Source organism: Guptibacillus spartinae (assembly GCF_028610625.1).
Lineage (GTDB): Bacteria > Bacillota > Bacilli > Bacillales > Guptibacillaceae > Guptibacillus > Guptibacillus spartinae.
The window spans coordinates 34,983-60,921 of record NZ_JAQQWU010000016.1; the positions used below are offsets into that span (position 1 = coordinate 34,983).

At 40.6% G+C, this 25,939-nt stretch carries 27 protein-coding genes and 1 pseudogene; 4 read left to right on the plus strand and 24 right to left on the minus strand.

Annotation, left to right across the window (positions count from 1 at the left end):
• Positions 1 to 30: 30 nt before the first annotated feature.
• From PQ511_RS20360 to PQ511_RS20385, 6 genes are all read right to left on the minus strand, one after another.
• The gene (locus tag PQ511_RS20360; protein WP_273853824.1) at positions 31 to 780 is read right to left on the minus strand and encodes an SDR family oxidoreductase; all 750 of its coding nucleotides are present in this window, start codon (positions 778 to 780) and stop codon (positions 31 to 33) included.
• A gap of 111 nt (positions 781 to 891) precedes the next feature.
• On the minus strand, positions 892 to 1,356 hold the full coding sequence (locus PQ511_RS20365; RefSeq protein WP_273853825.1) for a thioredoxin family protein: 465 nt from the start codon (positions 1,354 to 1,356) through the stop codon (positions 892 to 894).
• Positions 1,353 to 1,790, minus strand: a complete 438-nt coding sequence (locus PQ511_RS20370) for a disulfide oxidoreductase (RefSeq protein WP_273853826.1) — start codon at positions 1,788 to 1,790, stop codon at positions 1,353 to 1,355. Before PQ511_RS20370 ends, PQ511_RS20365 begins: the two co-directional genes overlap by 4 nt.
• Positions 1,791 to 1,916: 126 nt before the next feature.
• The gene (locus PQ511_RS20375; protein WP_273853827.1) at positions 1,917 to 3,017 is read right to left on the minus strand and encodes a M24 family metallopeptidase; all 1,101 of its coding nucleotides are present in this window, start codon (positions 3,015 to 3,017) and stop codon (positions 1,917 to 1,919) included.
• A gap of 118 nt (positions 3,018 to 3,135) precedes the next feature.
• Complete coding sequence (locus tag PQ511_RS20380) at positions 3,136 to 3,675, minus strand: hypothetical protein (protein WP_273853828.1); 540 nt, start codon at positions 3,673 to 3,675, stop codon at positions 3,136 to 3,138.
• 298 nt (positions 3,676 to 3,973) lie between these two features.
• Entirely contained in the window at positions 3,974 to 4,141 is a 168-nt protein-coding gene (locus PQ511_RS20385; protein ID WP_273853829.1) for a hypothetical protein, read from the minus strand.
• A 162-nt stretch (positions 4,142 to 4,303) separates the two neighbouring features.
• Between PQ511_RS20385 and PQ511_RS20390 the strand changes: the two genes are divergently transcribed.
• Positions 4,304 to 5,206 (plus strand): aldo/keto reductase, encoded by a 903-nt coding sequence (locus PQ511_RS20390; RefSeq protein ID WP_273853830.1) that lies wholly within the window; start codon positions 4,304 to 4,306, stop codon positions 5,204 to 5,206.
• A gap of 101 nt (positions 5,207 to 5,307) precedes the next feature.
• Here the strand turns inward: PQ511_RS20390 and PQ511_RS20395 are convergent, their stop codons facing one another.
• Entirely contained in the window at positions 5,308 to 5,712 is a 405-nt protein-coding gene (locus PQ511_RS20395) for a DoxX family protein (protein WP_273853831.1), read from the minus strand.
• Between the two features lie 94 nt (positions 5,713 to 5,806).
• Positions 5,807 to 6,571 (minus strand): divergent polysaccharide deacetylase family protein, encoded by a 765-nt coding sequence (locus PQ511_RS20400; protein ID WP_420541743.1) that lies wholly within the window; start codon positions 6,569 to 6,571, stop codon positions 5,807 to 5,809.
• Positions 6,572 to 6,692: 121 nt separating this feature from the next.
• Here PQ511_RS20400 and PQ511_RS20405 point away from each other — a divergent pair, with 121 nt between their 5' ends.
• Both PQ511_RS20405 and PQ511_RS20410 read left to right on the plus strand, forming a co-directional pair.
• The gene (locus PQ511_RS20405) at positions 6,693 to 7,427 is read left to right on the plus strand and encodes an arylamine N-acetyltransferase family protein (protein ID WP_273853832.1); all 735 of its coding nucleotides are present in this window, start codon (positions 6,693 to 6,695) and stop codon (positions 7,425 to 7,427) included.
• A gap of 97 nt (positions 7,428 to 7,524) precedes the next feature.
• A complete protein-coding gene (locus PQ511_RS20410) occupies positions 7,525 to 8,037 on the plus strand; it encodes an acyl-CoA thioesterase (protein ID WP_273853833.1) in 513 nt (170 codons plus the stop codon).
• Positions 8,038 to 8,370: 333 nt separating this feature from the next.
• On the opposite strand, the gene PQ511_RS20415 is transcribed toward PQ511_RS20410, so the two are convergent.
• From PQ511_RS20415 to PQ511_RS20470, 13 genes and pseudogenes are all read right to left on the minus strand, one after another.
• Positions 8,371 to 8,700 carry a DUF1516 family protein gene (locus tag PQ511_RS20415; protein ID WP_224599452.1) on the minus strand — a complete coding sequence of 110 codons (330 nt, stop codon included), beginning with the start codon at positions 8,698 to 8,700 and terminating at the stop codon, positions 8,371 to 8,373.
• A 154-nt stretch (positions 8,701 to 8,854) separates the two neighbouring features.
• Positions 8,855 to 10,006, minus strand: coding sequence for a mannitol-1-phosphate 5-dehydrogenase (locus tag PQ511_RS20420; protein WP_273853834.1), 1,152 nt, complete (start codon positions 10,004 to 10,006; stop codon positions 8,855 to 8,857).
• A 2-nt stretch (positions 10,007 to 10,008) separates the two neighbouring features.
• The gene (locus tag PQ511_RS20425) at positions 10,009 to 10,446 is read right to left on the minus strand and encodes a PTS mannitol transporter subunit IIA (RefSeq protein WP_273853835.1); all 438 of its coding nucleotides are present in this window, start codon (positions 10,444 to 10,446) and stop codon (positions 10,009 to 10,011) included.
• Position 10,447: 1 nt separating this feature from the next.
• Positions 10,448 to 12,580: a BglG family transcription antiterminator gene (locus PQ511_RS20430; protein ID WP_273853836.1), complete on the minus strand. Its 2,133-nt coding sequence runs from the start codon at positions 12,578 to 12,580 to the stop codon at positions 10,448 to 10,450.
• An 18-nt stretch (positions 12,581 to 12,598) separates the two neighbouring features.
• Positions 12,599 to 12,913, minus strand: a complete 315-nt coding sequence (locus PQ511_RS23805; RefSeq protein WP_430622293.1) for a PTS sugar transporter subunit IIBC family protein — start codon at positions 12,911 to 12,913, stop codon at positions 12,599 to 12,601.
• A gap of 21 nt (positions 12,914 to 12,934) precedes the next feature.
• Positions 12,935 to 14,365 (minus strand): annotated as a pseudogene (locus PQ511_RS20435) (PTS mannitol transporter subunit IIBC); the annotation flags it as partial.
• Positions 14,366 to 14,496: 131 nt separating this feature from the next.
• Positions 14,497 to 14,619 carry a hypothetical protein gene (locus PQ511_RS20440; RefSeq protein ID WP_273853838.1) on the minus strand — a complete coding sequence of 41 codons (123 nt, stop codon included), beginning with the start codon at positions 14,617 to 14,619 and terminating at the stop codon, positions 14,497 to 14,499.
• Between the two features lie 28 nt (positions 14,620 to 14,647).
• Complete coding sequence (locus PQ511_RS20445) at positions 14,648 to 16,762, minus strand: heavy metal translocating P-type ATPase (RefSeq protein WP_273853839.1); 2,115 nt, start codon at positions 16,760 to 16,762, stop codon at positions 14,648 to 14,650.
• Between the two features lie 102 nt (positions 16,763 to 16,864).
• On the minus strand, positions 16,865 to 17,578 hold the full coding sequence (locus PQ511_RS20450) for a ZIP family metal transporter (RefSeq protein ID WP_273853840.1): 714 nt from the start codon (positions 17,576 to 17,578) through the stop codon (positions 16,865 to 16,867).
• A 130-nt stretch (positions 17,579 to 17,708) separates the two neighbouring features.
• Complete coding sequence (copZ, locus tag PQ511_RS20455; RefSeq protein ID WP_273853865.1) at positions 17,709 to 17,915, minus strand: copper chaperone CopZ; 207 nt, start codon at positions 17,913 to 17,915, stop codon at positions 17,709 to 17,711.
• Positions 17,916 to 17,936: 21 nt separating this feature from the next.
• Positions 17,937 to 20,342 (minus strand): heavy metal translocating P-type ATPase, encoded by a 2,406-nt coding sequence (locus PQ511_RS20460; protein ID WP_273853841.1) that lies wholly within the window; start codon positions 20,340 to 20,342, stop codon positions 17,937 to 17,939.
• A 13-nt stretch (positions 20,343 to 20,355) separates the two neighbouring features.
• A complete protein-coding gene (locus tag PQ511_RS20465; RefSeq protein WP_273853842.1) occupies positions 20,356 to 20,682 on the minus strand; it encodes a metal-sensing transcriptional repressor in 327 nt (108 codons plus the stop codon).
• A 130-nt stretch (positions 20,683 to 20,812) separates the two neighbouring features.
• On the minus strand, positions 20,813 to 21,775 hold the full coding sequence (locus tag PQ511_RS20470) for an arginine deiminase family protein (RefSeq protein ID WP_273853843.1): 963 nt from the start codon (positions 21,773 to 21,775) through the stop codon (positions 20,813 to 20,815).
• A 113-nt stretch (positions 21,776 to 21,888) separates the two neighbouring features.
• Here PQ511_RS20470 and PQ511_RS20475 point away from each other — a divergent pair, with 113 nt between their 5' ends.
• Positions 21,889 to 23,199 carry an amino acid permease gene (locus PQ511_RS20475; protein ID WP_273853844.1) on the plus strand — a complete coding sequence of 437 codons (1,311 nt, stop codon included), beginning with the start codon at positions 21,889 to 21,891 and terminating at the stop codon, positions 23,197 to 23,199.
• Here PQ511_RS20475 and PQ511_RS20480 read toward each other — a convergent pair.
• From PQ511_RS20480 to PQ511_RS20490, 3 genes are all read right to left on the minus strand, one after another.
• Positions 23,196 to 23,945: a YqcI/YcgG family protein gene (locus tag PQ511_RS20480; RefSeq protein ID WP_273853845.1), complete on the minus strand. Its 750-nt coding sequence runs from the start codon at positions 23,943 to 23,945 to the stop codon at positions 23,196 to 23,198. The two genes, PQ511_RS20475 and PQ511_RS20480, sit on opposite strands and share 4 nt — an antisense overlap.
• 63 nt (positions 23,946 to 24,008) lie before the next feature.
• A complete protein-coding gene (locus tag PQ511_RS20485; protein WP_273853846.1) occupies positions 24,009 to 24,638 on the minus strand; it encodes a LysE family transporter in 630 nt (209 codons plus the stop codon).
• A gap of 78 nt (positions 24,639 to 24,716) precedes the next feature.
• The gene (locus PQ511_RS20490; RefSeq protein WP_273853847.1) at positions 24,717 to 25,937 is read right to left on the minus strand and encodes a sensor histidine kinase; all 1,221 of its coding nucleotides are present in this window, start codon (positions 25,935 to 25,937) and stop codon (positions 24,717 to 24,719) included.
• Positions 25,938 to 25,939: the final 2 nt, after the last annotated feature.

Consider the following 25,939-nt stretch of genomic DNA (forward strand, 5'->3'; position numbering starts at 1 on the left):
TTGTTTCTGAGGACGGATTTTTCTATACCTTTATCCTTGTGATGTAGGACGAACGAGTACTTCGTTAATGGATACACTGTCAGGTTGACCAACAGCATAATAGATGGCATCCGCAATGGCTTGTGGATCTAAAGGATCCAGACCATTAGGACCACGATTGTTTAACTTCTCCTGTACATCTTCATCTGTAATGGTGTTTGTTAATTCTGTTGCAACTGCCCCTGGAGAGATAATTGTTGCACGAATGTTGGAAGAAGGTGACATTTCTTTACGAAGTCCTTCTGTAATTGCTCGTACCGCAAATTTCGTACCGCAATATACTGCACCTGCTGGCATGATTTCATGACCTGCAACTGAAGATACGTTAATAATGTGACCAGATTTTCTTTCCTCCATATGAGGTAGAACACCAGCAATACCGTAGAGAACACCCTTTATGTTTACATCAACCATCTTATCCCACTCATCAATTTTTAGTTTATTCATGAAGGATAGTGGCATCAATCCTGCGTTATTGATGATAACATCGATTTGTCCATATTGCTCAATCGTTTTATCAGCAAGGTCTTGCATTTGCTCTCTTGAGGTTACATCCGTTTTTTGAATAATAGCTTCTCCACCGCTATTTGTAATTTCTTTCTTCAATTCTTCAAGGCGATCCTCGCGTCGCGCAGCAAGGACAACTTTCGCCCCGTCTCCTGCAAGTTTCTTCGCCGTTGCTTCGCCGATTCCACTACTCGCTCCAGTAATAATAACAACTTTTCCATTAATATGACTCATGATGATCCACCTTTCCTTTTATCTATATCTTTCTAGTTCCCGGTAGACTCACCGATAAACATTCGGATGTGTCCAAACAAAAAAAGCACCCGGCATAGGTGCTTTCACTTCTTATTTATTTTCTTTTATCCATTGCTTAAACGTTTCTTCGGTCTGAGTTCCAACAATGCGATCCACTTCTTTTCCATTTTTAAATCGAATAAGGGTTGGCGTGGATTCAATTTGATAGTCATTCCAACCTTGTTCAAATTCCAGTACATTGTACTTCTTTAGGTCAATATCCATATCTTCTGCGAGTGGCACAAGGATCGGAGAAGTGTTTTTACAATGAATGCAAGTTGGGCTATAGAAATAAACGAATGCATCTTCTTCTTTCGAAAGGGTTTTATCAAGCTCATCAGGGAGAATTTGATTCTGGTAAAGCGGATCATCGAGCTGATCAATTGTTGCAGGATCTAATGAGTCTTTCCCGTAAGGATTTCCCTCTGCTTTTTCACTATTGCTTAAATTTGTAACAAATGCGAGCGCTCCAAATAACACGATAATAATACCAAGAAAAATAATAGCTTTCTTCATGCATTTTTCTCCTTTTTTGTATGCTTATTTAAGAAAATCATGAGAATCGTAATGGAAAGAAAAGCAATGAATGCTAGAAACGGAATCGTGATAAACCCGGCATAATTAATATATTGTCCCGTACAAGGAACTCTTCCACATGCAGGTGCTGATTCTGCAAAGAAAGATGTCTTCTGAATCAAATAATGATAGAGAGAAACACAAGCTCCAATAACGGATAACGGTAAGACATATAGCCATTGGGAAGCCTCTTTTCTTACCATAGCAATACCGAGAATAATGACCAAAGGATACATAAGAATACGTTGATACCAACAAAGTTCACATGGTTCATATTTAAGGACTTCAGAAAAATACAAACTTCCAGCAAGGGCAAGAACAGAAACAGCCCAGGCTCCAAATAACAGATACTCACTTTTTTGCTCAGGTTTCACAGCTGAACCTCTCTTCTTTTTACACCAAAATGTAGTTCCATTATACACCACACCAGTCCATTTTTAAAAAGAAGAAACGTGACAATACCATTACAAAGCCGACTCCAAGAAAGAGTCGGCTTTGGCCTATTCAATGATTTGTAATTCTTTTGGATACTTCGTTAAAGTCTCGTATCCATTCTCAGTAACGTGCACATCATCTTCAATTCTCACCCCACCAACGTCCGGCAAATAAATGCCCGGCTCAATCGTGTAGGTCATCCCTTCTTGTAGCAAACTATCGTTTTTCTCACTCAAAGATGGAAACTCGTGTACTTCAATTCCGATACCATGACCGATCCGATGCGGGAAATAATCTCCGTATCCTGCATTTGAAATGACATTTCGAGCTGCAAGATCAATATCGCCAAGTCGAGTTCCTGGCTTTGAGACTTGAAGTGATTCCGTTAGAGCACGCAAAACGGTATCATAAATTTCTTTCTGTTTCTCATTCACTTCACCGAATGCCACTGTACGCGTAATATCAGAGCAATACCCGTTACATACAACCCCAAGGTCAAATAAAACGAGATCCCCTTTCTTCAATTGACGATCACCAGGATTACCATGCGGTTGGCCTGATTTCTCTCCAAACAAAACCATGGTTGAAAAAGACATTTCACGAATACCTTTCTTTTTCAATTCAAATTCAATCGTAGCGAGCACTTCCATTTCAGTTACACCTTCGCGTAAAGCTTTTACTCCGGTCTCTACCCCGAAATCTGCCAGTGCGGCTGCTTCGCGTAATACTTCAATTTCTTTCTCATCTTTAATTAGACGAAATTGATTCAGTCCAAGCTCTGCGGAATGATACTGTAAACCTGGAAAACGATCCTGCAATTCTTCAGCGCGCTCATAGGCAAGCGTTCCTTTTTCAATTGAAGCACTTTTAGGCTGAGAAACACCTCGTTCTTTCAAAGCCTCATAAATAAAATCAAAAGGATTTTCTGAATCACTATAGCCGATAATCTCATATTCCCATCCCGCGTCTCTGGCTTGGGAAGTTTCCATTCCTGGCACTACAAGAAATGGTTCATGATGAGGAACAATAAAAAGACCAAGTAACCGTTCATGCGGTTCACAATGGAAATTCGATAAGTAAAAAACATTCGAAGGTGAATGAATATAAGCAAAGTCTTGATTTTGTTCGCTAAGCCAATCTGTCATTTTCGATAAACGTGCGTTCATATTGCCACTTCCTTTTATAAAAATTAAACTTTTTCCCTCTCCTAGCTTATCATAAGTGAATTCCATTCACTTATACATCGCACAAAAAACCCTGCAATCTAAGCAGGGTTGCTCGTATCTATTCTAGTTCTTTCGCAAAGCTTGGCTTAATTAGCCCAGTGTCTTCGAAAACCTTACCCATCTTATCCTCAAACTTTGTGAAATGCTCGGCTGCCTTTTCTTGTACAGAAGGATCTTCAATGTCTGCTTGCTCAGCACGAATGTTATAAGCTTTTGTTAATTCATCAAATGAGCTATCAATTTCTTCTTTAGAATCATCTAATTCAGCTGGAACAGTTAACCCTTCGATGCCATCAACCGTTGCTTTACTAGCTTCAACAGCTGGACCTTTTAAATCCTCAAGTTCTTCTGTAGAAGGCTTGTCTGCTTCAGGGGTTTCATTATCAAGAAAAGCAGCTTTTGCTGATTCGTAAGCTACAATCTCGTCATTGTTTTCCTTTAACACACTCACCACTTCTGCTTGAAAATCAAGTAGGACACTTTTCGTATCGGCTTGCTCTGCTTCTCCACTTGTTTCACTTTCACTGTTTGTATTTGATCCACATGCTGCTACGATCAGAAGCATGGATAAACTTAAAACAGATAACAACTTCTTCATATGTCAAACCCCCTCTTGATGTGTACTTCCAAAAAATAGTTTAGCACTAAATTTTCATTTGTAAATGAGAATAAATGGATTAAAACCACTTCTTGATCCTAATGTTATATGGCCTTTGTATAATTATAAAAGTGGACAAATAAAAATAGCTGCCGGCGTTGGCAGCTAGGATCATCAAACAATTGGAGAAGGGGGAACTTCTTTGGCTTTGTTTGAATTATATAGGACAATTTGTGTCGGGGAACACCATGTCTCTTATCTACTATATTGATAATGATAATCTTTATCAATTAAAAAGTCAATAACTTTTCTTAAATGCAAGGGGCGGTGTCGATTCGTATGCACTCGTTTTCTTTTCACGACCATAACCACTTTTCACGGCTTCTGCTCTAAGAACAAGCGCAAATGTGGTAAACGATAAGATCAAAATAAAGAAAAACATCGCTATTTGTAACGTTTCAACCATTTTATCCACCTCATATGATCATTTATTTTTTTCATTATAGCACGCCTTAATGATAATGAGAAGCATTATCATTAATAAGATTCGCTTGATAAGACTGTTTTGTTGTGCAAGCGGTTTAATTCGTCTATGATAAAAAAAGTACCAATACAGGAGGATCTAACGATGCAACGCATAAACTTAACAGAAGATTTATCTTTTTCTCGTATTATTCACGGCCTATGGCGATTGGCTGACTGGAACCAATCAAGTGAAGAAACCCTTTCACTCATTGAGCATAACCTTGATCGAGGGATTACAACGTTCGATCATGCTGACCTTTATGGAAGTTACGAATGTGAAGAACTTTTCGGGAAAGCACTCGCGCTGAACCCCTCACTACGTGACCAAATGGAGATCGTAACAAAATGTGGGATTGTCATTGAATCACCCAACAGACCGACACACCAATCCCATCATTACAATACAAGTAAGGAGCATATTATTGCTTCTGCTGAGCAATCGCTCACCTCACTTGGTATTGATTACATTGATGTGCTTTTAATCCATCGCCCAGATCCATTTATGGATCCAGAACAAGTGGCTGAAGCCTTTTCTACATTAAAACAAGAAGGAAAAGTCCGTCACTTTGGCGTTTCAAACTTTAAACAACACCAGTTTAATATGCTCCAGTCATATGTGGAGCAACCTCTCATTACAAATCAGCTTGAGCTTTCTGCTTATAACCTTGAGAATTTTGAGGACGGTACACTTAACTTGTGTCAGGAAAAACGAATGAAGCCGATGGCATGGTCTCCTCTTGCTGGAGGGAATGTCTTCACTTCAAATGACGAAAAAGCCGTGCGTTTGCGTGAGACGGTTAAAAAGGTCGCTGCTGAAATTGGTGCAAAAGGTATGGACCAAGTTCTTTACGCATGGCTCCTTAACCATCCTGCAAACATTATGCCAATTGTGGGATCCGGTAAACCAGAACGCATTGATAGTGCAGTTGATGCCCTATCGTATACATTAACTCGTGATCAGTGGTTTGAAATCCTTACTAGTTCGATGGGGTACGATATTCCATAATTAGTACACCCATTCGAAATACATTCCTTTTAATTAACTATCAAAAAACGCCTCCTCATTTGAGGAGGCGTTTTTGTGAGTGAATGAAATTAAACAAACGTTTATTTAACGCTGTTGAGTACTTTCCTTTTACTGTTGATCACTTCAGATATCGCAAGTTTTCGGCTTCCAGTAAAAGCCAAAATCAGTGACAGGCCAAGAAGAGAAAGCGGAAATTCATATCCTCCTATTAGCCCCATCTGGAGCTTTGCCAAAACAATTGCCCCAAGCATCGTTAGTCCAAGAAGAATGGCCGATGGTATGACGAAGAGCCCAGCAATAAGAAATGCTCCCCCAATTGCTTCAACAATCGCTGCTGTATATGCAAGGACTGCAGGTTGACCAATCTTATCAAACATCGCAATCGTATGTTCCATCGCACCAAGCTTTTGTAAGCCATGAGCGAGCATGATCAATCCAAGTATGATTCGCCCTCCCAGCAAACCCCACTCCATTCGTTCTTTCACACTGGACACCTCACTTATTGTTTCCTAGCTAACGTATGAAGTGTCATAATGGATCAGTCATACCTCATTGAGTTTTGTATGTGCACTATCTTTGTTAAGGCATGCTCTCATCAATCATCTCAAATCCCGGAATCATCTGAGATAATGGCACAATGACCGCTTCATTTTTATACACTGGAATAAATTCGCTTAAAACCGCAACCATTTTCTCTCCGGCTATCCCCACATGACCGATTGCGATGTGAGCTTGATCATCTTTAAGCTTTCTCGCAAGTTCTTGAGCCTTCCTACTCATATGCTGAAGCGTATAAACATCGTCAAAGAACAGTTCGTTTTCAAGATAAGGCACCCCAATTTCATTTGCTAGCTCTGGGATTACGCTTTTCCCCGTTGTTTTGCTATCTAAATAATAAAGACCCCTTTCTCGACATACTTCAAGAACAATCCTCATTACTCTTTTATCAGCTGTGGCTTTCGAGCCCATATGATGATTTACACCAACTGCATGAGGCACAGCGTCAATTGCAGCCATTACCCGCTTCTCAATTTCGTCATCAGACAAGTCCGTTGTAATCGCGCCTGGTCCTAACCAACTCTTCTTCCCTTTCATTGGTTCCATCGGAATATGCACAATCACTTCATGTCCAAACTTATGCGCTTCTTCTGCATCTTGCTCAGTCGTTTCAAGAAAAGGCATGATAGCAACAGTTAAGGTGACCGGAAGTCTTAGCATTTCTTCCGTTCCCCCCATATCATTTCCGAAATCATCAATCACGATGGCAAGTTCCCGATTCTCTTCTGCGGATACATGAATCGGAACGAGCATCAGCAATACCAATACAAAACTCCACTTTTTCACTCTCTCACACCCTTTTTCTTTTAGTATCTCCTAAGGAAAATACTTCATGAATGGAGAAACCAATTTATTGCTTTTCAAAGCGATCTACATGAAAATAGAAACAGAAGAAAGGAGTTTATGTATGAAGGTAGAGCGTTATTTAGAACGAGTGAACATCAATCATGTACAGATAGACCTTCCTTCTCTTCAACTACTTCAGCAAAAACATATGCTTCATATCCCCTTTGAAAACCTTGATATTTCTCAAAAAAAGTGGATTGATTTAAATCTTGAAAAAATGTATGACAAAATTATAATAAGGAAACGCGGAGGACTATGCTTCGAACTAAATCCACTTTTCAACTGGCTTCTTACGCAGCTTGGATTTACAACTACTTTGATTACAGGAACTGTCGCAATCGATGATAACGGATGGGGGAAAGAAAATACTCACTTAACGAACCTGGTGAAAGTTGATGAAACGACCTACTTAGCAGATGTAGGATTCGGAAACTCGAGTCACTTTCCAATTCCTCTTTCAGGGGAGGTCGTTGATGATGGCTTTCATCGCTATCGAATTATTCATCGTAAGAATCAAATATATGACCTTCAACAAGCGATAGGCAAAGGATGGAAGACTCAAATTCGCTTTTCAACTGAACCTCGAACGCTGAGTGAGTATGAGCCACTAAGCACTTTTATTCAAACAGATCCTCGCTCACCATTTGCCAATCATACGTTAGTGACAATGGCGACAAACGATGGCAGAGTTACGCTTACAAAAGATTCACTTGTTATCACGAAGCACCATCAAAAAAAAGTTTTTGACGTAAACGAAGAGAAATGGAATCATTTATATGACAGCTATTTCACATAACCTCTTTCGTCCTTCATAAAGACAGAGGTTTTTCAGCTTTCAATCAAGGGCATAGTAAAGATAGACTACAAGAAAAGCATACTAAGGAGAGACAATTATGGAATCTAAATATATTCGTGAATCACGTGTTGTCAAAACAAGCCATGTATTCCCAGAAGCAACAAACAACCACAACACTTTATTTGGTGGCCAGCTGATGAGAGACATTGATGATATAGCTTCAATAGCGGCTATGCGTCACTGTCGAAGTGAAGTTGTCACAGCCTCAACTGACTCTGTTGACTTTTTACACCCCATTACTCCAGACGACTCGGTTTGTCTTGAAGCCTATGTGACGTTCACTGGAAAGTCTTCCATGGAAGTTTTCGTAAAGGTTATCGCGGAACACCTCTTATCAGGTGAAAGACATATCGGAGCTACAGCCTTTCTTACATTTGTAGCGCTGGATGAAAATAAAAAACCAATAGCTGTTCCAAAAGTCATTCCGGAATCAGCAGAAGAAAAAAACCTACACGAAACAGCACCAGCAAGGGCAGAAAAACGAAAAGAACACAGACAAGCCAGTAAAGAACTAGCCGGCCTCCTAACCACAGAAAAACCGTGGGAATAACAAAAGCGGAAGTGACCGTTTAGCCTCGACAAGCGCTGGAGCCTTATAAAAAGAACACGGTCTTTGTGTTCATTTCATATGGTGAAGCGATCGAGAGGCTGGTCACTGCAGCTAGATGAATCAAAAGCGGAAGGGCCCCGGTAGGCCCGAAAAGCGCTGGAGCCATATGAAAAGAACACGCCCTTTGTGTTCATTTCATATGGTGAAGCGATCGAGGGACTGGGGCCGTGCAGCTAGATGAGCCAAAAGCGGAAGGGCCCCCGGTAGGCCCGAAAAGTATAAAAAAACTCTAAAAAAGGCGACGTCCCACAAATGGAACGTCGCCTTTTCGTTTTAAATCCAGTTGTACCCAATTGAAATAATGACTAAAATAAGAACAATACACGCAACCCAAAGCATTTTTGTTGATTCAGCGCGTTTTCTTTTCCCTACAATCATTTCCATAACCCCGATTAATACAATCGCCAGGATTCCTTTTAGTACATAGATCAGTGGAAAACCAAGGATAAAGAGCATCCCTATGCCTGTACCAAGCATAATCAGATAAAATAAACGTTGAATCATAAGCGAGATCTTTTGCTTTGGAGCAAAATAACTGATCACTAAAAGCAATACAAGTATTGCCCATGAACCTGAATGAGACTGAAGTAAAATATTAAACATTCGTGTTCCCCTTCCCATTAAAAATGGATATGACTGATGTCATACCCTAATAGTAGAATTGTATTGAAGCTGGCACAAGTCTTAATGCAAAATAGTAACAAAAATATGCGAATTAAGTATAAAAAAGAGAAGCTCTAAGAGAGCCTCTCCTGTTTTAGCTATGTGCCATTTCTTTATAATGATGACGAATGAGGTTAAACAAAGTCTCTCCTTCTTTGACACCTGTATAAGTAATAATGGCGCTTGTAAGACCTTCATTCTTGATCGTATCCTGAATTTTCAAAGCCTCTTCATCTTCTTTTGGATCAAATCTCAATGCTGCAGCGATCCCTTTTGCAAGATAGTTCGGCTCTTTATTTAAATCAATCAGCTGCCGTGCCGGGCCAACAAGGCGGTCGTTAGGTCCAATTTTACGAATCGGAGCCCGTCCAACTCGAGTCACTTCATCCACTAAATGTGGGTTTAAAAAGCGACCAAGAATTTTATTAATATAAGCCTCATGTGTCTCTTTATCGAAACCGTGCTTATTTTGAAGCAGATCACCCGACTCTTCAAGAGCACTTTTAACTTCCTGGTAGATACCTTTGTCGTCTAATGTTTCTTTAATTGTCTCATACCCTGCCTGATAACCAAGATAAGCTGTCATGGCGTGCCCAGTATTCACTGTGAATAACTTCCGCTCAATGTAAGGCGTAAGATCTTTCACGTACGTAAGGCCAGCAATATCCGGGACTGCCCCGGCCATCATCGTTTGATCGACGACCCATTCATAGAATGGCTCGACCGCAACCATTAATGGATCTTCATGCGTTTGATTTGGAACAATGCGATCTACTGCAGCATCTGGGAAACCAGCGAACTGATCCAGCACATTACGCTCCGCTTCATCCATTTTTTCTTCAACGGCATTTCGAAGCATTGTACTGCCACCGATCATATTTTCACATGCAATCACGTTAACGGGAGCTTTTTTGTCTACAATACGCTTTGAAATCCCTTCTTTAATAGCTGAAGAAATCAACTTCAATACGGTTGGGCCAACAGCAGTTGTAATCAGGTCAGCTTGATAGATGGCATCCACTACCGCCTCAGGATCTTTTAAACTGTTAATGCCCCTTACACCATTCACAACAGTCTGCTCCTTATCCTGACCTAATATTTCTACTGTATAACTCTTTCGTTCATTAAGCTCGTTAATCACAGTCTCATTGATATCTACGAAACAGACTTCATATCCTGATTGCGAAAGAAGCTTGCCAATAAAACCTCTTCCAATATTTCCAGCACCAAAATGAACGGCAAGCATGATTAATTCACCTCGTTAAACATGGAAATTAACGTTTCTTTGGAATCCGCTTGAATCAACTCTTCTACATTTTCTTCTTCAGAACAAACAATGGCAATTTGAGAAAGGATCTCTAAGTGTTCATTGTCTTTACCCGCAATACCAATGATAATCTTCGCAATGTTGCCATCTCCAAAATTAACACCTTCTCGAAGCTGGATGATCGAGAGCCCTGAATGCTTTACTGCTTTCTTAGCATCTTCAGTGCCATGTGGAATCGCAACTGAGTTACCCATGTAAGTTGTTGTTATTTTTTCACGTTCTTGCATTTGTTCAAGGTAGCTTTCGTCCACATATCCGTTATCAACTAGAATTTGACCAGCCATGCGGATTGCCTCTTCTTTTGTTGCTGCTGTCTCATTTAGTAATACATTTTCTGTTGATAGAATTTCTTTTGCCATCTTAATCGTCTCCTTTTAATCCTAATTGTTTTTCTACATAACTTTTCATTTTATTGGCGAGGTACAATCCAATTGACTCTTGATTGCTCTCCGAAAAAAGCGCGATGCTTTCATCTGATTCAATGATAAGAGAACTAATGTAGCTCATGATCTCAATACTTTCCATCGGTGAATCTTCCGGTGCTAGTTGTAAAAGAACAGAGTCCATATCAATGAGAGAACCATCCATTGCTTTTCTCTGAATAGGTTCCATTAATCTGCTAATTGTAAACACAGGCTTCTTCACTCCAGGTGCCCTCGTATGAAACAACGCAAGTGACGTCTCGGGAATCCCCACTCCACTAATGGATTCTCGCTTCAGTAGCGCCTCTTTAACCTCCGATGAATCACGAATCGCATGAAGGGCTTCTAAACGACAACACTCTGCATCTAATAGCTTTTCTATCTCTCTGTGTTCAAATTGATTTACTCGAAATAAGTCTATTACCGAAGAAACAGTCGTGCTATATATTTCAGCTCTACGAAACCAGAGTTTCGCTTCATCGTTTGAATGAAATAAAGATTCCTTCTCCTTTTTAGGTTTCTCAACTGTGTTTCTTTTTTTCATCATCGACTTTTTTTGAAGTTTCGAGCGAATGCGCGTTGTCTCCTCTTCTGTTAAAAAAGGATTCACTTTTATATACTCGCCCTCATATTGAGGTAGAGGGATAGTGGAAACAATCAGGTCATAACCTTCAGGGTCTTCATCTTGGAGTTCAAATAAGGAAGCACTTTTTATCGTCTGTATTTCTGGTAGCTCCTGCTTCAACCGAGTTGCTAGCATTTTGGAGGTGCCGATCCCACTTGAGCATATGGCAAGAATATTCACCTCATGATGTTGATGGCGACCCTCAAGAGCTGATCCGAAGTGTAGAACGAGAAAACCAACTTCTTCGTCAGGAATAGATACGCCCGGGTAAATTTCTTTTAACGCTTCTTTAATTAGGTCGAATAAGTCAGCATAATCTTCTTTTATTTTTGTAAGTAAAGGATTATGGATATTCATGTTCTGCCTAACGCGATGCGTAGCAGGACCGAGATGTGTCACTAACCCCTCTAAAAGTGATTCATTCGTTTCTAAATCCGCATTGAGATGCTGATCTACGTAGCGGATTAACTTCTTTGTTTTCAAGAGGATGGGATAATTGGTTTCTTCTAAATAGTAATCTCCAGTGTTTCTTAACTTTGCTCCCCGTAAATGCATCGTAATATAACCAATCTCAGCTTCCGGTATTAAGACATTAAAAGATTCTTCAAGTTTTGTAGCAATTATAGCAGCAAAACCAAACTCTTTCGTAGTCTTCAAAGTTCCTAAATACTCTTCGTCAATCTCAATTTTCTCCCCTTTTTGAATACGCTCAACAGCCAATGTCATGTGGACAATTAATCCAATATAGGCACTGTCAGCGATCGTATAAGGGAGTTCATTATTGACATCATCTACGATTGTCTCAACTGTCAAAAGCTTATCTCGTTCAACTAACCCCAGCAATCGCTCGGAAGCAGATTCAAGAACATGTCCTTGAGATTTTTTTTGTATAGATTTCTTTAATAATGTAAAAAAATCCGAATCATTGAACTCAAGTGCAAGTAAGGAGCTCATAGCATGCCTCTTCAGGGCTTCACTCCCTTCCACCTGCACGCCATACCCTCGCCTACGTGTTAATGAAAGCTGCATACTTTCAAGCCATTCTTCCGCTCTATCTAAATCATGACTGATCGTTGCCACTGTCACTCTTAAATCATTTGCTAAACCTACTAACTTAATAGGATCAGCTGATTCTAAAAGTTTGCATAGAATCAGCGTCTCCCTTTCCTGTTGCGTATATTCTGTGATGGTTAGATCAACTAGATCGCTTTTTAACTCAGATCGACTAGATTCTTCACCATCAATTTGAATGCCTACTCCAGCTTTCTTTTTTAAGGTTAAATTATACTGTGTCAGAATATCTTCTACACCGACTAAATCTCGATGAACTGTTCGTTCACTAACCTCAAGTTCTTGAGCGACCCCTTTCACTGTATAGGAATCGTTGCTCTCTAAAAGGAACTGTAAAATCCGCCGTTCTCTTGCTGAAATAAACACGTGGTTCACCTCAAATTCCAGCTTTACCTATTTTTTTAACCGTTCAACGAGCTCTTCGTATTTCGGGCTATTCATAAAGTTTGCCACTGAAATATGCTCAGCATTAGGACGTTTCGCTTTTGCACGGTCGGTTAAGTCCTGGTGCGTGACAATTAAGTCGGCATCATCAGGTAAGTTACTAATCGATGTATTTGATACATCAATATCCTCTAGTCCCGCTTTTTTAAACTTATTACGAAGAACGGAAGCGCCCATGGCACTAGATCCCATCCCAGCATCACATGCAAAGACGACTTTATTAATTTCGTTATTTTCCACTTGTACTGGTTCTTCTCGCTTCACTGCTGTTTCACCTGCAGAAGTTAATTCAGATACAAGCTCATCATATTTTGGACTGTTCATAAAGTTTTTAACCGAAATGTGATTTGCTTCTGGAAGCTTATTCTTCGCACGATCGGTTAAATCCTGATGGGTGATCACTAGATCAGCATCGTTAGGTAGGTTGCTAATTGACGTATTTGTAACTTCAATGTCTGTTAATCCAGCTTTTTTGAATTTGTTACGCAATACAGATGCCCCCATTGCAGATGATCCCATTCCAGCATCACAGGCAAAAACGACTTTAGCGATTTGACCATAAGAAGATGTTTTTTCTTCTTTAGCTTCTTCTGTATTTGTTTTTAAGTTAGATGATACGCTACTTTTCTTCCCTTTCATTGCTTCCATTTTTTCAGTGGCTTCTGAAATATCTTCTCCGCTATCTTTTGAGCGTTTAAGAATAAAGGATGCCACAAGGAAAGAAACAGCGGTAGCAACAACGACGCCCGCTAGTACACCAAGATACCCTCCGCGAGGTGTCATAATCATTAGTGCAAAGATACTTCCTGGCGAAGGCGGTGCAATTAGCCCAGCACCGAAAATTGTTAAGGTAAAGACGCCACTCATTCCACCAAGTATGGCTGCTAATAGAAGAGCTGGCTTCATTAAGATGTACGGGAAGTAAATTTCATGAATACCACCAAAGAAATGAATGATTGCTGCACCAGGCGCCGTTTGTTTTGCAGATCCTTTTCCAGCAAACCAAAATGCAAGTAAAATCCCTAGTCCCGGACCAGGATTGGATTCTAATAAGAAGAGAATTGATTTCCCAGTATTAGCTGCTTGCTCAATACCAAGCGGGCTCAAAATACCATGGTTAATGGCATTATTTAAAAAGAGTACTTTCGCTGGTTCAATTAGAATACTTGCAAGAGGTAGAAGTCCTGCATCAACAATCACTTGTACTCCTGCTGCTAATGCTTTGTTCAGACCTAATACAACCGGTCCAATAGCTATAGATGCTAGTATTGTTAAGATACCGCCGATGATACCAGCGGAGAAGTTATTGACCAGCATTTCAAAACCAGACTTTATTTTTCCGTGAATCGCCTGATCAAATTTTTTAATCGCGTACCCACCAAGAGGCCCCATAACCATCGCACCTAGGAACATCGGAATATCTGCTCCGACGATAACACCCATTGTAGCTGTAGCACCAACTACTCCGCCTCGACCACCGTGGACAATTTTACCACCAGTGTAACCAATTAATAGAGGCAGCAAGTAAGTAATCATTGGACCTACTAACTCAGCTAAGCTCTCATTTGGCGTCCATCCTGTAGGTATAAATAAAGCCGTAATCAGTCCCCAAGCAATAAACGCGCCTATATTTGGCATGATCATACTGCTTAGAAAACTTCCGAACCGCTGAACTTTTACTTTGAATCCAGATTTCTCTGCGTTTTGTTCACTCATCGTATATCCTCCTTTTCATCTGCACATTAAAAGCGTTTTCATTTTGTTTGTTCAGTTGTAAACTGAATTTTAATAGAGGATCACTTTTATAGGACTCATATCCCTATGTGCGACTTTCTGTAGTTCTTATCTTACGAGCGTTTTGGATCATATACAATGAAATCAAAATGCAAATTCGGCGCAACACTTGTTGACATGATTAAATAAACACCTTTTAACAACTTGATTTCAGGTTCATTTTCTACAACATCCATAAAAAAAACCTCTGGATTCCCAGAGGTTTTACGAATGCTGAGGTTCAACTTCCTTCTCTATCATTCGTTTATCTTTTTCTTTCCGCTCCCATAAAATTGTTAAACTAATTAAGGTCACAAGAATTGTTGCGCCCATATCAGACAAAATAGCTATCCAAAGTGTTAATAATCCAGGAATTGTAAGCAGCAGGGCAATGAGCTTCAAACCAAGGGCTAGCGCAATATTGAGACGAATCGTGCGATTGACACGCTTAGCAATCGAAACCGCTTCTGGTAGCTTCCCTAGATGATCCTGCATTAAAACGATATCTGCTGTTTCAATCGCGCTATCCGTTCCTTTCCCCATTGCTATCCCAAGATCAGCTGACGCAAGAGCTGGTGCATCATTAATCCCATCACCAATCATGGCTACTTTACCTTTGGTTGTTAATTCTTTCACTTTAGCGACTTTGTCTTCAGGCAAAAGACTGCCGAAATAAGAACGTACCCCAACACGATTTGCCACTTTCTCGGCTGTTTTCTCATGATCCCCCGTTAGCATGACCGTGTTCTTAATTCCCGCCTGATGAAGTGCCTGAATAACAGAATGACTTTCCTCTCTGATTTCATCCGCTATACCAAACAGACCAAGAATCTTTTTCTCATCCGCTACAATGACAAGCGTTAACCCTTCACGTTTCATCTGATCGATTGATGTTTGGACATTCTCAGGAATCGTTACGTGCTGAACGCTTTTTTCATTTCCTACCCAATATTTTATTCCACCAACATCTGCTATAACGCCTTGCCCTGAGACTGTTTCAACGTTGGTTGCTTCAAATTCACGGTAAGGAAAATCAGCTACTTTCTTCATGATGGCTTTAGCCAACGGATGCGAAGAATGCTTCTCCACTGCAGCTGCTACCGATAAAAACTTCTCATCACTATAGTTTTCATATGTTTCAACATATGGAAAGCCTTTTGTAAGTGTCCCTGTCTTATCAAAAGCAAGCGTATCAATTTTACCGAGCTGTTCAAGATAAACCGACCCTTTTACAAGGATGCCGTTACGCGCATTTCTCGTAATACCGGAGATGTTCGCTATAGGTGACGACAGTATAAGGGCGCAAGGACAACCCACAATTAATACAGCAAGCCCCTGATAGAACCAATCAGTCCAAATCCCTCCAAAGAATAAAGGCGGAACAAGCATCACTAAAGCTGAGATAACCATGATAATCGGCGTGTAATATCTGGAAAAACGGTTTATGAATAATTCAGTTGGTGTCTTCGTTTCTTGTGCTTCTTCAACTAAATGCAATATTTTGGCGAGGGAAGAATCTTCATAGGCTTTCGTTATTTTAACGTGGAGAATACCCTCATTATTGATACTTCCACCAAAAACAGATTCACCTACGTTTTTTTCAACTGGCATCGCTTCTCCTGTAATGGCAGCTTCATTTACTGAACTATATCCCGCTGCCACAACCCCGTCTGAAGGAATTTTGGCACCAGATTTAACAAGTACAAGATCATCCGCTTGAAGGTCGTTAATCGCAACAACATGTTCTTTTCCACCTGTGATTAGAAGCGCTTCTTTCGGTGCAATTTGAAGAAGGGATTCCATCGATTTTCTTGCCTTCTCCATACCAAGTCCTTCTAAGTATTCATTTAATCCAAATAAAATCGCAACTAGCGTTCCTTCTTTCCACTCTCCGATGGAAACAGCACCAATTAACGCAATTGTCATTAAGGTTTCGATATTAAATGTAAGTTTCGTTAAGTTGCGAAGTCCTTTCACGAATGTTTGATAGCCACTTAAAATAATCGCAACAAGATAAAATGGAACGGCCGTAATCGCTGTAGTGGTATCCAAAAAAAGCGCGACAAGAAAGATGCCGGTTGAGATGCCTAGTAGCCATTTGATGTTGGAATGGTTGTGAGAATGTTCATGCGCATGCTCATCCTCTTCTTTCACTATAGAAGCATGATCGGAATCAAGGATTTTCTCCACCTGCTTAAGATTCACTCTTTTATCTACTTTTAATTTACCGGAATTGTATTGGATTTGAGCCGATTCGCCGTATTCAAGCTTTTGAATCTGTTGTTCCATGCCTGCAGCACAGTTGGGACAAGATAAGCCCTTAAGTCGATATTCTTCCATCGTGATTCACTCCTTTCTTCGCTTATTGATCTATTCTATTCAATATATGAGCATGTGTTCATATTAGCCTATGTACAATTTTACTGAATCTTTTGCACGTTGTCAAAAGAATTTATGAGCCACTTTAAGATAGAAAGATAATAGAAGTATTCCCAGACATGTATACAAGTACAACTCTCTCTTTGAAACTTTTCCAACCACTTTGCCAATCATTTCGTGAATGGCGACATAGGACAAAGAACCGATCGCAATACCCATAAATATCCCGTTAATCAAACTTGAATGATCCGAGATACCTCCGAACCACGCTGCGGCTGTTAAAACGATGGTGATAACACTGGCTGTGATGATCAAAACAATGCGATGAATCATGTTCATTTTCATTAGTATGTAAAGCGCCACTCCTTCTGGTAAATGATGAATGAAGAGGGCAAGAAACAACGATTCACCAATCCCTTCCTTTAATGTCATTCCAAGCGCGACGCCAACAGGAACATTGTGAGAAATAATGGCAAGAACGAAAGCTATCACTGGTAGATAGCTCATTTCACTGTACTTCATATGTATGGCTTGATCGGTCCAGACACACACAAAAACCGCCAATGAAGCCCCTGCTAGGAGGGCCCAAAATGAATAGGTACGAATACTTTCTGGTATTAACTCAAGCGAAGTGACACCAATAAGCATCCCACCGCAAATGAGGTAAAGAGCTTCAAGACGATGTTCATAATAGGTAAAGGCCATTCTCCCAGCAAACGAGCCAATCATAAGTCCTCCAAAACCTATCATAAAAAGAGTGAATAGTGATGTCATCATGATTGCATCCCTCCATCAATAAGGCGTATAGATCCACTTGTCCTATTAGCGCATTTTATTAATGGAGAGAACAACATATGTATAATAAAAAAGCGGAAGAAAGGTTTGACCCTTTCTTCCGCCTTTTTATTTAAACAATATCATACCCCTGTTCTTCCACCGCTTCATTCATTTCAGAAATCGAAACGTTAGAAGAGTCGAAGGCTACTTTTGCTGTACCTGCTTTTACATCTACCTCAACTTCTGATACACCTTCAAGTTCTTGTAAGGCATTGGTGACTGCTGCTTTACAGTGATCACAGGTCATACCTTCGATTTTTAATGTTGTTTGTTCCATCATGATTCTCCTCCCAATAAATTATAGTTTCACTCGTTTCAAACGAAGAGAATTGGTTACGACCGATACAGAGCTAAAGGCCATAGCAGCTCCGGCAACCCATGGGGCTAACAAACCTACAGCTGCAATTGGAATGCCAATTGAATTATAGAATAACGCCCAGAAAAGATTCTGACGAATATTTCGCATTGTTTTACGACTCAACTGAACTGCTTTCGGAATATTTTCAAGATCGCCGCTAAGAAGTGTAACATCTGCTGTCTCAATGGCGACATCAGTACCGGTACCAATTGCCATGCCTATATCAGCTGTTGCAAGAGCTGGCGCATCATTAATGCCATCCCCTACCATCGCCACTCGTTTGCCTTCTCCTTGTAACTCTTTCACCTTAGTAGCCTTTTCCTCAGGAAGCACTTCAGCAAACACTCCGTTTAGATTTACTTGCTGGCCAATAGCTTCAGCCGTGCGTTTGTTATCGCCTGTAATCATATACACATCGATTCCAAGCGAGCGCATTTCCTCAATAGCGTTTTTAGACGTTTCTTTCACTGTGTCTGCTACAGCAATCATCCCCTGAACCCGACCATCAAAGGCTACAAACATTGCTGTCTTTCCCGCATTTTCATATACTGTCATTTGTTCTTCATAATCAGTATAAACGATTTGCTCTCGTTCCATCAGCTTTCGAGTCCCCACTAAAACTTTGTTTCCATTCACAATTGCATCAATGCCGTGACCAGGAATAGCTTGAAATTGTTCAGCTTCAGTTACAATTATCTTCTGATTTCCACCATACTGAACAATCGATCTTGCTAGAGGATGCTCGGATGCCATCTCAGCGGCAACTAGATGCTCGAGCACTGTTGTTTCGTCGTTTTTGAAAGCAACAAAGTCCGTCACTTCTGGTTTTCCTTTTGTGATCGTACCGGTTTTATCCAGCAAAATGGCATCAATTTTATGAGTGGCTTCTAGAAATTCACCACCTTTAAACAGGATACCTTGCTCAGCTCCTTTTCCGGTCCCAACCATAATAGACGTTGGTGTAGCTAATCCAAGCGCACATGGACATGCGATTACGAGCACAGCAATTCCCCCTTCAAGCGCCTGGGGTAAATTGTAGGGATCAACAAGGAAATACCAAATTAAAAACGTCATCGCGGCGATGACTACCACAATAGGTACAAATATGCCTGAAATTACATCTGCTAAACGTTGGATCGGTGCCTTTGAGCCCTGCGCTTCTTCAACAATTTTAATGATTCCAGCAAGTGCAGTATCTTTCCCTACTTTTTCAGCCCGCATGGTTAACGTCCCATTTTCATTTATCGTAGAGCCAATCAAACTTGCGCCTACTTCTTTCTCAACAGGAATGGATTCACCTGTAATCATGGACTCATCTACGGATGAATTTCCCTTCTCGACGATACCATCTACAGGTATTTTTTCTCCCGGGCGAACAACGATTCGCTCGCCAACCTGTACCTGATCAACAGGTATTTTCACTTCAACACCTTTCCGAATAACACTCGCTTCCTTGGCCTTAAGATTTAGTAACTTCGTAATGGCTTGCGTCGTTCTCCCTTTTGCTAGATCTTCAAATAACTTTCCAACTAAAATGAGCGTAATCAGAATGGCACTTGTTTCAAAATAAAGGGATGGACTGTACCCAGCCGTTAAATAATCTCGAATGCCTTCAATGACGCTGTAAAAATAAGCCGCTGAAGTCCCGAGCGCAACCAGAACGTCCATATTTGCACTTTTATTTACTAATGCGCGATAAGCACCAGTATAAAAAGGAGCCCCTATCACAAATTGAACAGGTGTTGCTAAAAGAAACTGAAACCATGGTTCCATCAGAAGAGGAGGAACCGGGACCGATGCATCGCCAGGTAAATGGGCAAGCATCGTTAATAAAAGCGGGAGAGAAAGAAGAGACGAAATCAATAAGCGACGTTTCTTCTTTTTAATTTCCTCATCTTTATGGCTTTTTTGATCTTCACGATCTTCTTTAACCACTGCTTCATAACCGAGCTTTTTCACCTTCTGCAGAAGTTCATCCACTGACACTGTTCCTGGCTGGTACTCGACAACGCCAGACTCTGTTGTTAAGTTAACGGAAGCAAGCTCAACACCCTTCGTACGATTTAAGCCTTTTTCAATTCTTGTCGAGCAAGCTGCACAGGTCATGCCGTGAATATCAAGTTCTACCTTTTCTTTCCGGACACCATAGCCTAACTTTTCAATTTTCCCTACGATGTCTTCTGTGTTCACTTTATCGTCGTCGTACGAGATCGTTGCTTTTTCCATCGTTAAATTAACATTTGCTTCGACGCCATCCATTTTATTTAATACCTTCTCAATTCTTGATGAGCAGGACGCACAGGTCATCCCTGTCACATCGAGTGAGAGTTGTTTTTTCGATTCCATCTGGCTCACCTCTTTATTTAGAGAACTGCTGAATCACCTTCATTAATTCCTCGATTTGCTCATCTCCATTACCTGCTTGAACCGAATTAGCAACACATGTTTTCGTGTGACGTTCAAGAAGCGTGTAACCCACTTTTTTTAAGGCAGCCTGAATGGCAGAAAGCTGAATAAGGATATCAACGCAATACCGATCATCGCCTACCATCTTCTGAATCCCGCGTATTTGACCTTCGATACGCTTCAAACGGTTCTGAAGCTGCTGCTTCTCTTCATCTGTTCTCAGTTCAGTTGGCTTTTTGTCCGGCTGTAAAGGGATGTTTAATTCATCAGTCAATACCATCATCTCCTCTAATTTAACTTACCACCAATATACCCCCCTTAGGTATTACAGTCAACCAAAACACATTAAAAGAATCCCACATAGTTGAGGGATTCTTTTATGGATATAGAGTGAAATGGCATTTCTTTTTTCACACTCTTTCAAGCGGTAATGTCATGCAACGAATTCCCCCACCCCCGTTTTCTAACTCATCTACATCGATCTCAATCAGCTTTTTTTTACGGAGAGTGGCATGATTCTTAAAGATTGATTTATTTGCTTTCGTACTAATCAGTAAGGTCTCAGGATCTAGATTTAAGAAGTTAATATCTGCAACAGTATGTTTGACCTCTGATGTCCATTCGACTTCAAATCCATGACGCTCAAGAAAATCTCCCGTCATTTCATATCGAAAAGAATTCTCCGTGACAACCTGTACCGGAAGATAGCTCAAATAGCTTTTACCTATAAAGACATTCTCGCCTGCTACATTACAATTCATATCAAGATGCATTGTATCAGGACGTCTCGGAAGATCAATGACCCCAATTTCCTGAAATCCAGCTCTAAAGATACTTTCTTTTAGAGCTTCTATACTTTCAATGCTTGTCCGAATGCCTGAATTAATAAATACTGCATCCTTATTAAGTACCATCGCATCGCCATATTCAAGCGCCTTCAGGTTATTATTAGCTTCCATACGAAACGTTTTACGATCAAACCATTGTTGAAATAGCCGATGACTTTGAAAATACTCAGGTCGCCTCATGGAAGTTCCAGCTGCTCCCGGAAGAACTGTGTTCCCAAATACACAAGCAAGATCACGAACAAAAATACGATTGATTAATTTTTCATTTAGTAAAAGCTCTTCTCGTGATAAATGAACCGAATAATCAATCACTCGAACACCAGCATCCTCCATTGCCCGAATCATTTCTTCATGATTTTCTCGTGCTTTCTTTTGTTTAACCGCTTTTTCCCACTGCACGTCTTTAGCCGTTTGCTGATCTGGCACATCTAAATGGGAAGGTGAGCAAACAACAACCACTTTTAATTCTCCATATTCATTCCAACAGTTCGGATGGATGTCCATTCGACTAAACTCCTTTATCATACATAGTCTCCTTATTTTCTCCCCGTTCAGAGAAAAGATTCGCCAATTTCCTAAACACACATAAACACTGTCAGCGATTCTCAAACTAAAGAAGATAAGAGGGGGTTGCAAAGATGGGTAAATCGACAAATCACGAAAAGAAAGTAACATGGTGGCAAATGTCATTCATCGGGGTAGGGTGTATCATAGGGACCGGGTATTTCCTTGGTTCTAGTATCACGATTGAAAAAGCAGGCTATCTCGTATTATTCGCCTATTTTTTGGCTGCCATTGGGACATGGATTGTTTATGAGGCACTCGCGAAGTTAACTGCCCACCATCCAGAAGAAGGTTCTTTTCGTACATATGCAAAACAAGCGTTTGGACCATGGGCAGGCTTTAGCAATGGTTGGGTTTACTGGTCATCTGAAATGCTCATTATGGGCAGCCAACTAACTGCTCTTGCGCTATTTGCCCAATTCTGGTTTCCGAAAGTTCCTTTGTGGCTCACAGCCTCCGTATTCGCTTCACTTGGACTTATCGTTATTCTTATCGGTGTTCAACTCGTAGAAAAGATGGAAAACGCGTTTGGGATAATGAAGATTGCTGCTATTATCATGTTTCTTGCAATTGGAGCCGCTGCCTTACTTGGATGGCTTGAGCCAGAGAAAGGTCAGGTTGACATCCACATCACCTCCAAACACTTCTTTTCAGGTAGCACAATGGGACTCTGGGTTGCTCTTGTTTACGCGTTTTATGCGTTTGGCGGCATTGAAGTGATGGGATTGATGGCAAATGAGCTTGAAGACCCTAAAAATGCCCCTAAAGCTGGAAAGATCATGCTGTTCGTCTTAACCATTCTTTATGTTATGTCTTTCTTCGTTGTGTTAAAACTCACTCCAATCAAAAGCATTGATCCGAATGAAAGTCCATTTTTAACAGCTTTAACTCAGTTTGATTTTCCCTGGGTGCCGCATGTGTTTAATGCGATTCTCATTATTGCTGGTTTTTCCACCATGGTCGCTTCTCTCTATGCTGTCACGACCATGCTTGTAACGCTTGCTGAAGAAGAGGATGCACCGGCATTTTTTGCAAAAAAAAGCAGGAAGATTCCTCTTCCTGCTTTTGGCCTAACGACTCTAGTCGTCTTACTTTCAATTGTTGTTGCGCTACTTTTACCAGAAAATATTTTCGAGTATTTAACGACAGCTGCTGGTTTAATGCTTCTCTACAATTGGATGTTCATTCTTTTTTCCTATCGAAAACTAACCAAGATGAGGTTTAAAGATCATATAAAAATAGGGGTCGGCGTACTCCTAATCGCTACGGCTATTTCAGGAACGTTATTTGACCGTATGAGCAGGGCTGGTTTTTTTGTAAGCCTATGCTTTCTACTTCTCATTGCCGTGGCTACCTTTATAAAATGGAAGAGAAAACGCAGTTAAGAGCGGATGCTCTTCCACTTGTTTTTCATCGCATGAAAAGGACATTTGGAAAGCGACGATTCGTCATCTGATAAAAAATATTGTTCCCATTCATAGTTATCTTGCTGTCCGTACCACTTTAAGGCGGGATGTGCTGGGATCCCATCGTAAGAAACCAATCGCTGTCGAATCGCTTTTTTTAATTTTTGACCAAAAGTTGTTTCCGCATTGATTTCATCAAAAACCCATCTTGGTTGAAAAGCGATCAGAAAACAAGGAAACTGACGACTCTTTCGAATTTGGTGGGCAGGCGTTGCACAAAACGCAAAGTAGGGTTCTCCATTAAAACAAAATTCCCATTTAGGATTATGCGGATCTGTAGGGATATCTGCTGGCCAGGGTTCCTCATCAAGTTCATGAACCTTGTTTAAAAGCGACCAAAAGTAAGATTGATACTGATCAACATCTCCTACCAATGTTCTTGAATCAAAAAAAACAACGAGAGAAGCATATTTACCTGTATCCCTCGCTACTTCACCGTATTCTTTTAACAAAGTAGCTAACTGAACACTGGCCATACTCTTTGTTGGGTCTTCCACAAATCCAAAGCGTAAATGATCCTGATGAAAGCCCTGCTTACCAGGAATGCAGGGATAAGGCTTTTCACCATCCTCTAACATTGCGCCAAACTGAGCATATACGATCCGGTGCCAATCTTCCATTTCTTTTCCATGTTCATCCATCCACGATTTCGTATATAATTCCAAACCGAATCCCTCCTTAACACTACACGCGTTATCCTATTAGGAGGGACAAAAAGAGGTGCCAGTCTATCCTACGAACATCTTAACGGCTTGCATACCGAAATAAAGACCAAATCCAATTAACGTCATACCCGATAAGATCGATATTCGCTTCAATATAAGTGCATTCACCCATGCACGTGCCCCTGCTGCAGCACTCGCCATCGTGAGATCCCAAAACGTGATCCCCAAAAAAATACCTGTACTATAAAGAAATAGCTGAGCTGTCCCAAACATACTAGATGTTTGAGCGAGGATTGAACCATATATGCCAAGCCAGAATAAAATATTCAATGGATTAGAAATGGCGATAAAAAAACCAGTTCGAAATGATTTCCGGTTTGTTTCATGACGCCCAACCTTCTGTTCAAATCCAAACGAATTAGCCTTTGCGATATTTTCAATTCCTGTGTACGTTAAAACAAAAAAACCGAACAGCCAAAGAAATGTTTTGATAAACGGCGTGTCAATGACATGAGCAAGTCCAAAATAAATGAGCATCATAAAGACACCATCCGCTACCATTGCCCCAAATCCTACTAACCAGGCATTCATAAACCCAAATCGTATCCCCCTGTCGAGCTGGGCAGCATTAATTGGCCCCATTGGAGCTGAAAGGGATAGTCCTAACAATATGTAGCTTACAAAGATACTCATACGCCTCCACCCTTCCTCGTATTCGTATCATTGTATTCGGACATGTTTGTAAGTATTTTATAATTTTACTAACATCGTTTACTGTTGATCACTTAGACCAGGCAAAATAATTGTAAAACAAGATCCCTGACCCACCTTACTTTCCAATAAAATCCTTCCATTATGGGCTTCTATAATGAAAGCAGCGATTGAAAGTCCAATGCCATTGCTACCCTGAGCACGAGACCGTGATAGATCGACACGGAAAAAACGCTCAAATATTTTTTCTTGGTGCTCTGGTGCTATTCCTATTCCTTCGTCTTCAACGGTCAAAATCACCTCTGAGTTTGCTTCTTTTAAAGAGACATAAATATGGCCATTCTGCACATTATATTTATGTGCATTATCTAACAATAAATAAAGGAGCTGTTGAAGGCGCTCTTCATCCCCTTTTAAATAAACTTCTTCTTTCAAATCACTCGTTAGAGACATCCCGTCCCCTTCTACTATTCTTGAAAAAGAACGAATGGAACGTGAAACGAGGTTCGTTAAATTTATAACCTTCTTCTCGAATACCAATTTTCCAGAATCAGCTCGGGCAAGGACGAGCAAGTCATTTACAAGTGAACTCATGCGTCTCACTTCACCTGACAAATCATCCATTGTTTGCTTTGAGAAATCTGAAAGTCGCTCCTTTTCTTCCTCAAGGATCTCGAAGCCCGCTGATAGAATACTAAGCGGCGTTCTAAGTTCATGCGAAGCGTCATTGACAAACTCACGCTGCCTCTCAGCTGATTTAATGACTGGTCTAATCGCTTTACCGGCCATAATAGAAGAGAGCAGAGTAGCGGCAAAAGTAAACAAAATCGTTAGGATGAGAAGAACCATAAAAAGACGATTTAACACTCTCTTTTGCTCTGTCACATCAATCCCACTATAGACATAACCTACATCTCTTACAGGTTTACCGGCAAACAAGTATTCTCGATTCTCTTGGTCAACTTCTTTTGTTTCTAGCATGTTAGGTGTCCAACCATCAATCATTGCCTCAATACCCTCCCCATGCTTCTCAAGTACATTCCCAGAAGTTCCGACAACGGCAAAGAGGTTATGATCAAAAGGTCTTTCGTGTGGTTCACCCGCTTCATGTATAAGGCGAGATAATGATTCTTCAGAGATCATGTCTACGACCTTTTCTTCCTGATCACTCATTATTGATCGAGAAACAGTTAGATAAGTCACCACTACAAAGAACAGTAGAAAAAGCATGGTTAAAAAAGCAAAGAACCACATTAATCGTCGTTTGGTTGTTCTTACCATAT

Excerpts from the sequence above, each read along its gene's own strand:
- PQ511_RS20475 (WP_273853844.1), top strand. The coding sequence starts at position 21,889 with ATGGGTAAATCGACAAATCACGAAAAGAAAGTAACATGGTGGCAAATG.
- PQ511_RS20490 (WP_273853847.1), bottom strand. The coding sequence starts at position 25,937 with ATGGTAAGAACAACCAAACGACGATTAATGTGGTTCTTTGCTTTTTTA.
- PQ511_RS20485 (WP_273853846.1), bottom strand. The coding sequence starts at position 24,638 with ATGAGTATCTTTGTAAGCTACATATTGTTAGGACTATCCCTTTCAGCT.
- PQ511_RS20420 (WP_273853834.1), bottom strand. The coding sequence starts at position 10,006 with ATGCTTGCCGTTCATTTTGGTGCTGGAAATATTGGAAGAGGTTTTATT.
- PQ511_RS20375 (WP_273853827.1), bottom strand. The coding sequence starts at position 3,017 with ATGAACGCACGTTTATCGAAAATGACAGATTGGCTTAGCGAACAAAAT.
- PQ511_RS20365 (WP_273853825.1), bottom strand. The coding sequence starts at position 1,356 with ATGAAGAAAGCTATTATTTTTCTTGGTATTATTATCGTGTTATTTGGA.
- PQ511_RS20385 (WP_273853829.1), bottom strand. The coding sequence starts at position 4,141 with ATGGTTGAAACGTTACAAATAGCGATGTTTTTCTTTATTTTGATCTTA.
- PQ511_RS20415 (WP_224599452.1), bottom strand. The coding sequence starts at position 8,700 with ATGTTTAATATTTTACTTCAGTCTCATTCAGGTTCATGGGCAATACTT.
- PQ511_RS20380 (WP_273853828.1), bottom strand. The coding sequence starts at position 3,675 with ATGAAGAAGTTGTTATCTGTTTTAAGTTTATCCATGCTTCTGATCGTA.
- PQ511_RS20405 (WP_273853832.1), top strand. The coding sequence starts at position 6,693 with ATGAAGGTAGAGCGTTATTTAGAACGAGTGAACATCAATCATGTACAG.
- copZ (WP_273853865.1), bottom strand. The coding sequence starts at position 17,915 with ATGGAACAAACAACATTAAAAATCGAAGGTATGACCTGTGATCACTGT.
- PQ511_RS20425 (WP_273853835.1), bottom strand. The coding sequence starts at position 10,446 with ATGGCAAAAGAAATTCTATCAACAGAAAATGTATTACTAAATGAGACA.
- PQ511_RS20470 (WP_273853843.1), bottom strand. The coding sequence starts at position 21,775 with ATGATAAAGGAGTTTAGTCGAATGGACATCCATCCGAACTGTTGGAAT.
- PQ511_RS20460 (WP_273853841.1), bottom strand. The coding sequence starts at position 20,342 with ATGGAATCGAAAAAACAACTCTCACTCGATGTGACAGGGATGACCTGT.
- PQ511_RS20360 (WP_273853824.1), bottom strand. The coding sequence starts at position 780 with ATGAGTCATATTAATGGAAAAGTTGTTATTATTACTGGAGCGAGTAGT.
- PQ511_RS20390 (WP_273853830.1), top strand. The coding sequence starts at position 4,304 with ATGCAACGCATAAACTTAACAGAAGATTTATCTTTTTCTCGTATTATT.
- PQ511_RS20465 (WP_273853842.1), bottom strand. The coding sequence starts at position 20,682 with ATGGTATTGACTGATGAATTAAACATCCCTTTACAGCCGGACAAAAAG.
- PQ511_RS20410 (WP_273853833.1), top strand. The coding sequence starts at position 7,525 with ATGGAATCTAAATATATTCGTGAATCACGTGTTGTCAAAACAAGCCAT.
- PQ511_RS20445 (WP_273853839.1), bottom strand. The coding sequence starts at position 16,762 with ATGGAAGAATATCGACTTAAGGGCTTATCTTGTCCCAACTGTGCTGCA.
- PQ511_RS20450 (WP_273853840.1), bottom strand. The coding sequence starts at position 17,578 with ATGATGACATCACTATTCACTCTTTTTATGATAGGTTTTGGAGGACTT.
- PQ511_RS20440 (WP_273853838.1), bottom strand. The coding sequence starts at position 14,619 with ATGGATGTTGTAGAAAATGAACCTGAAATCAAGTTGTTAAAAGGTGTT.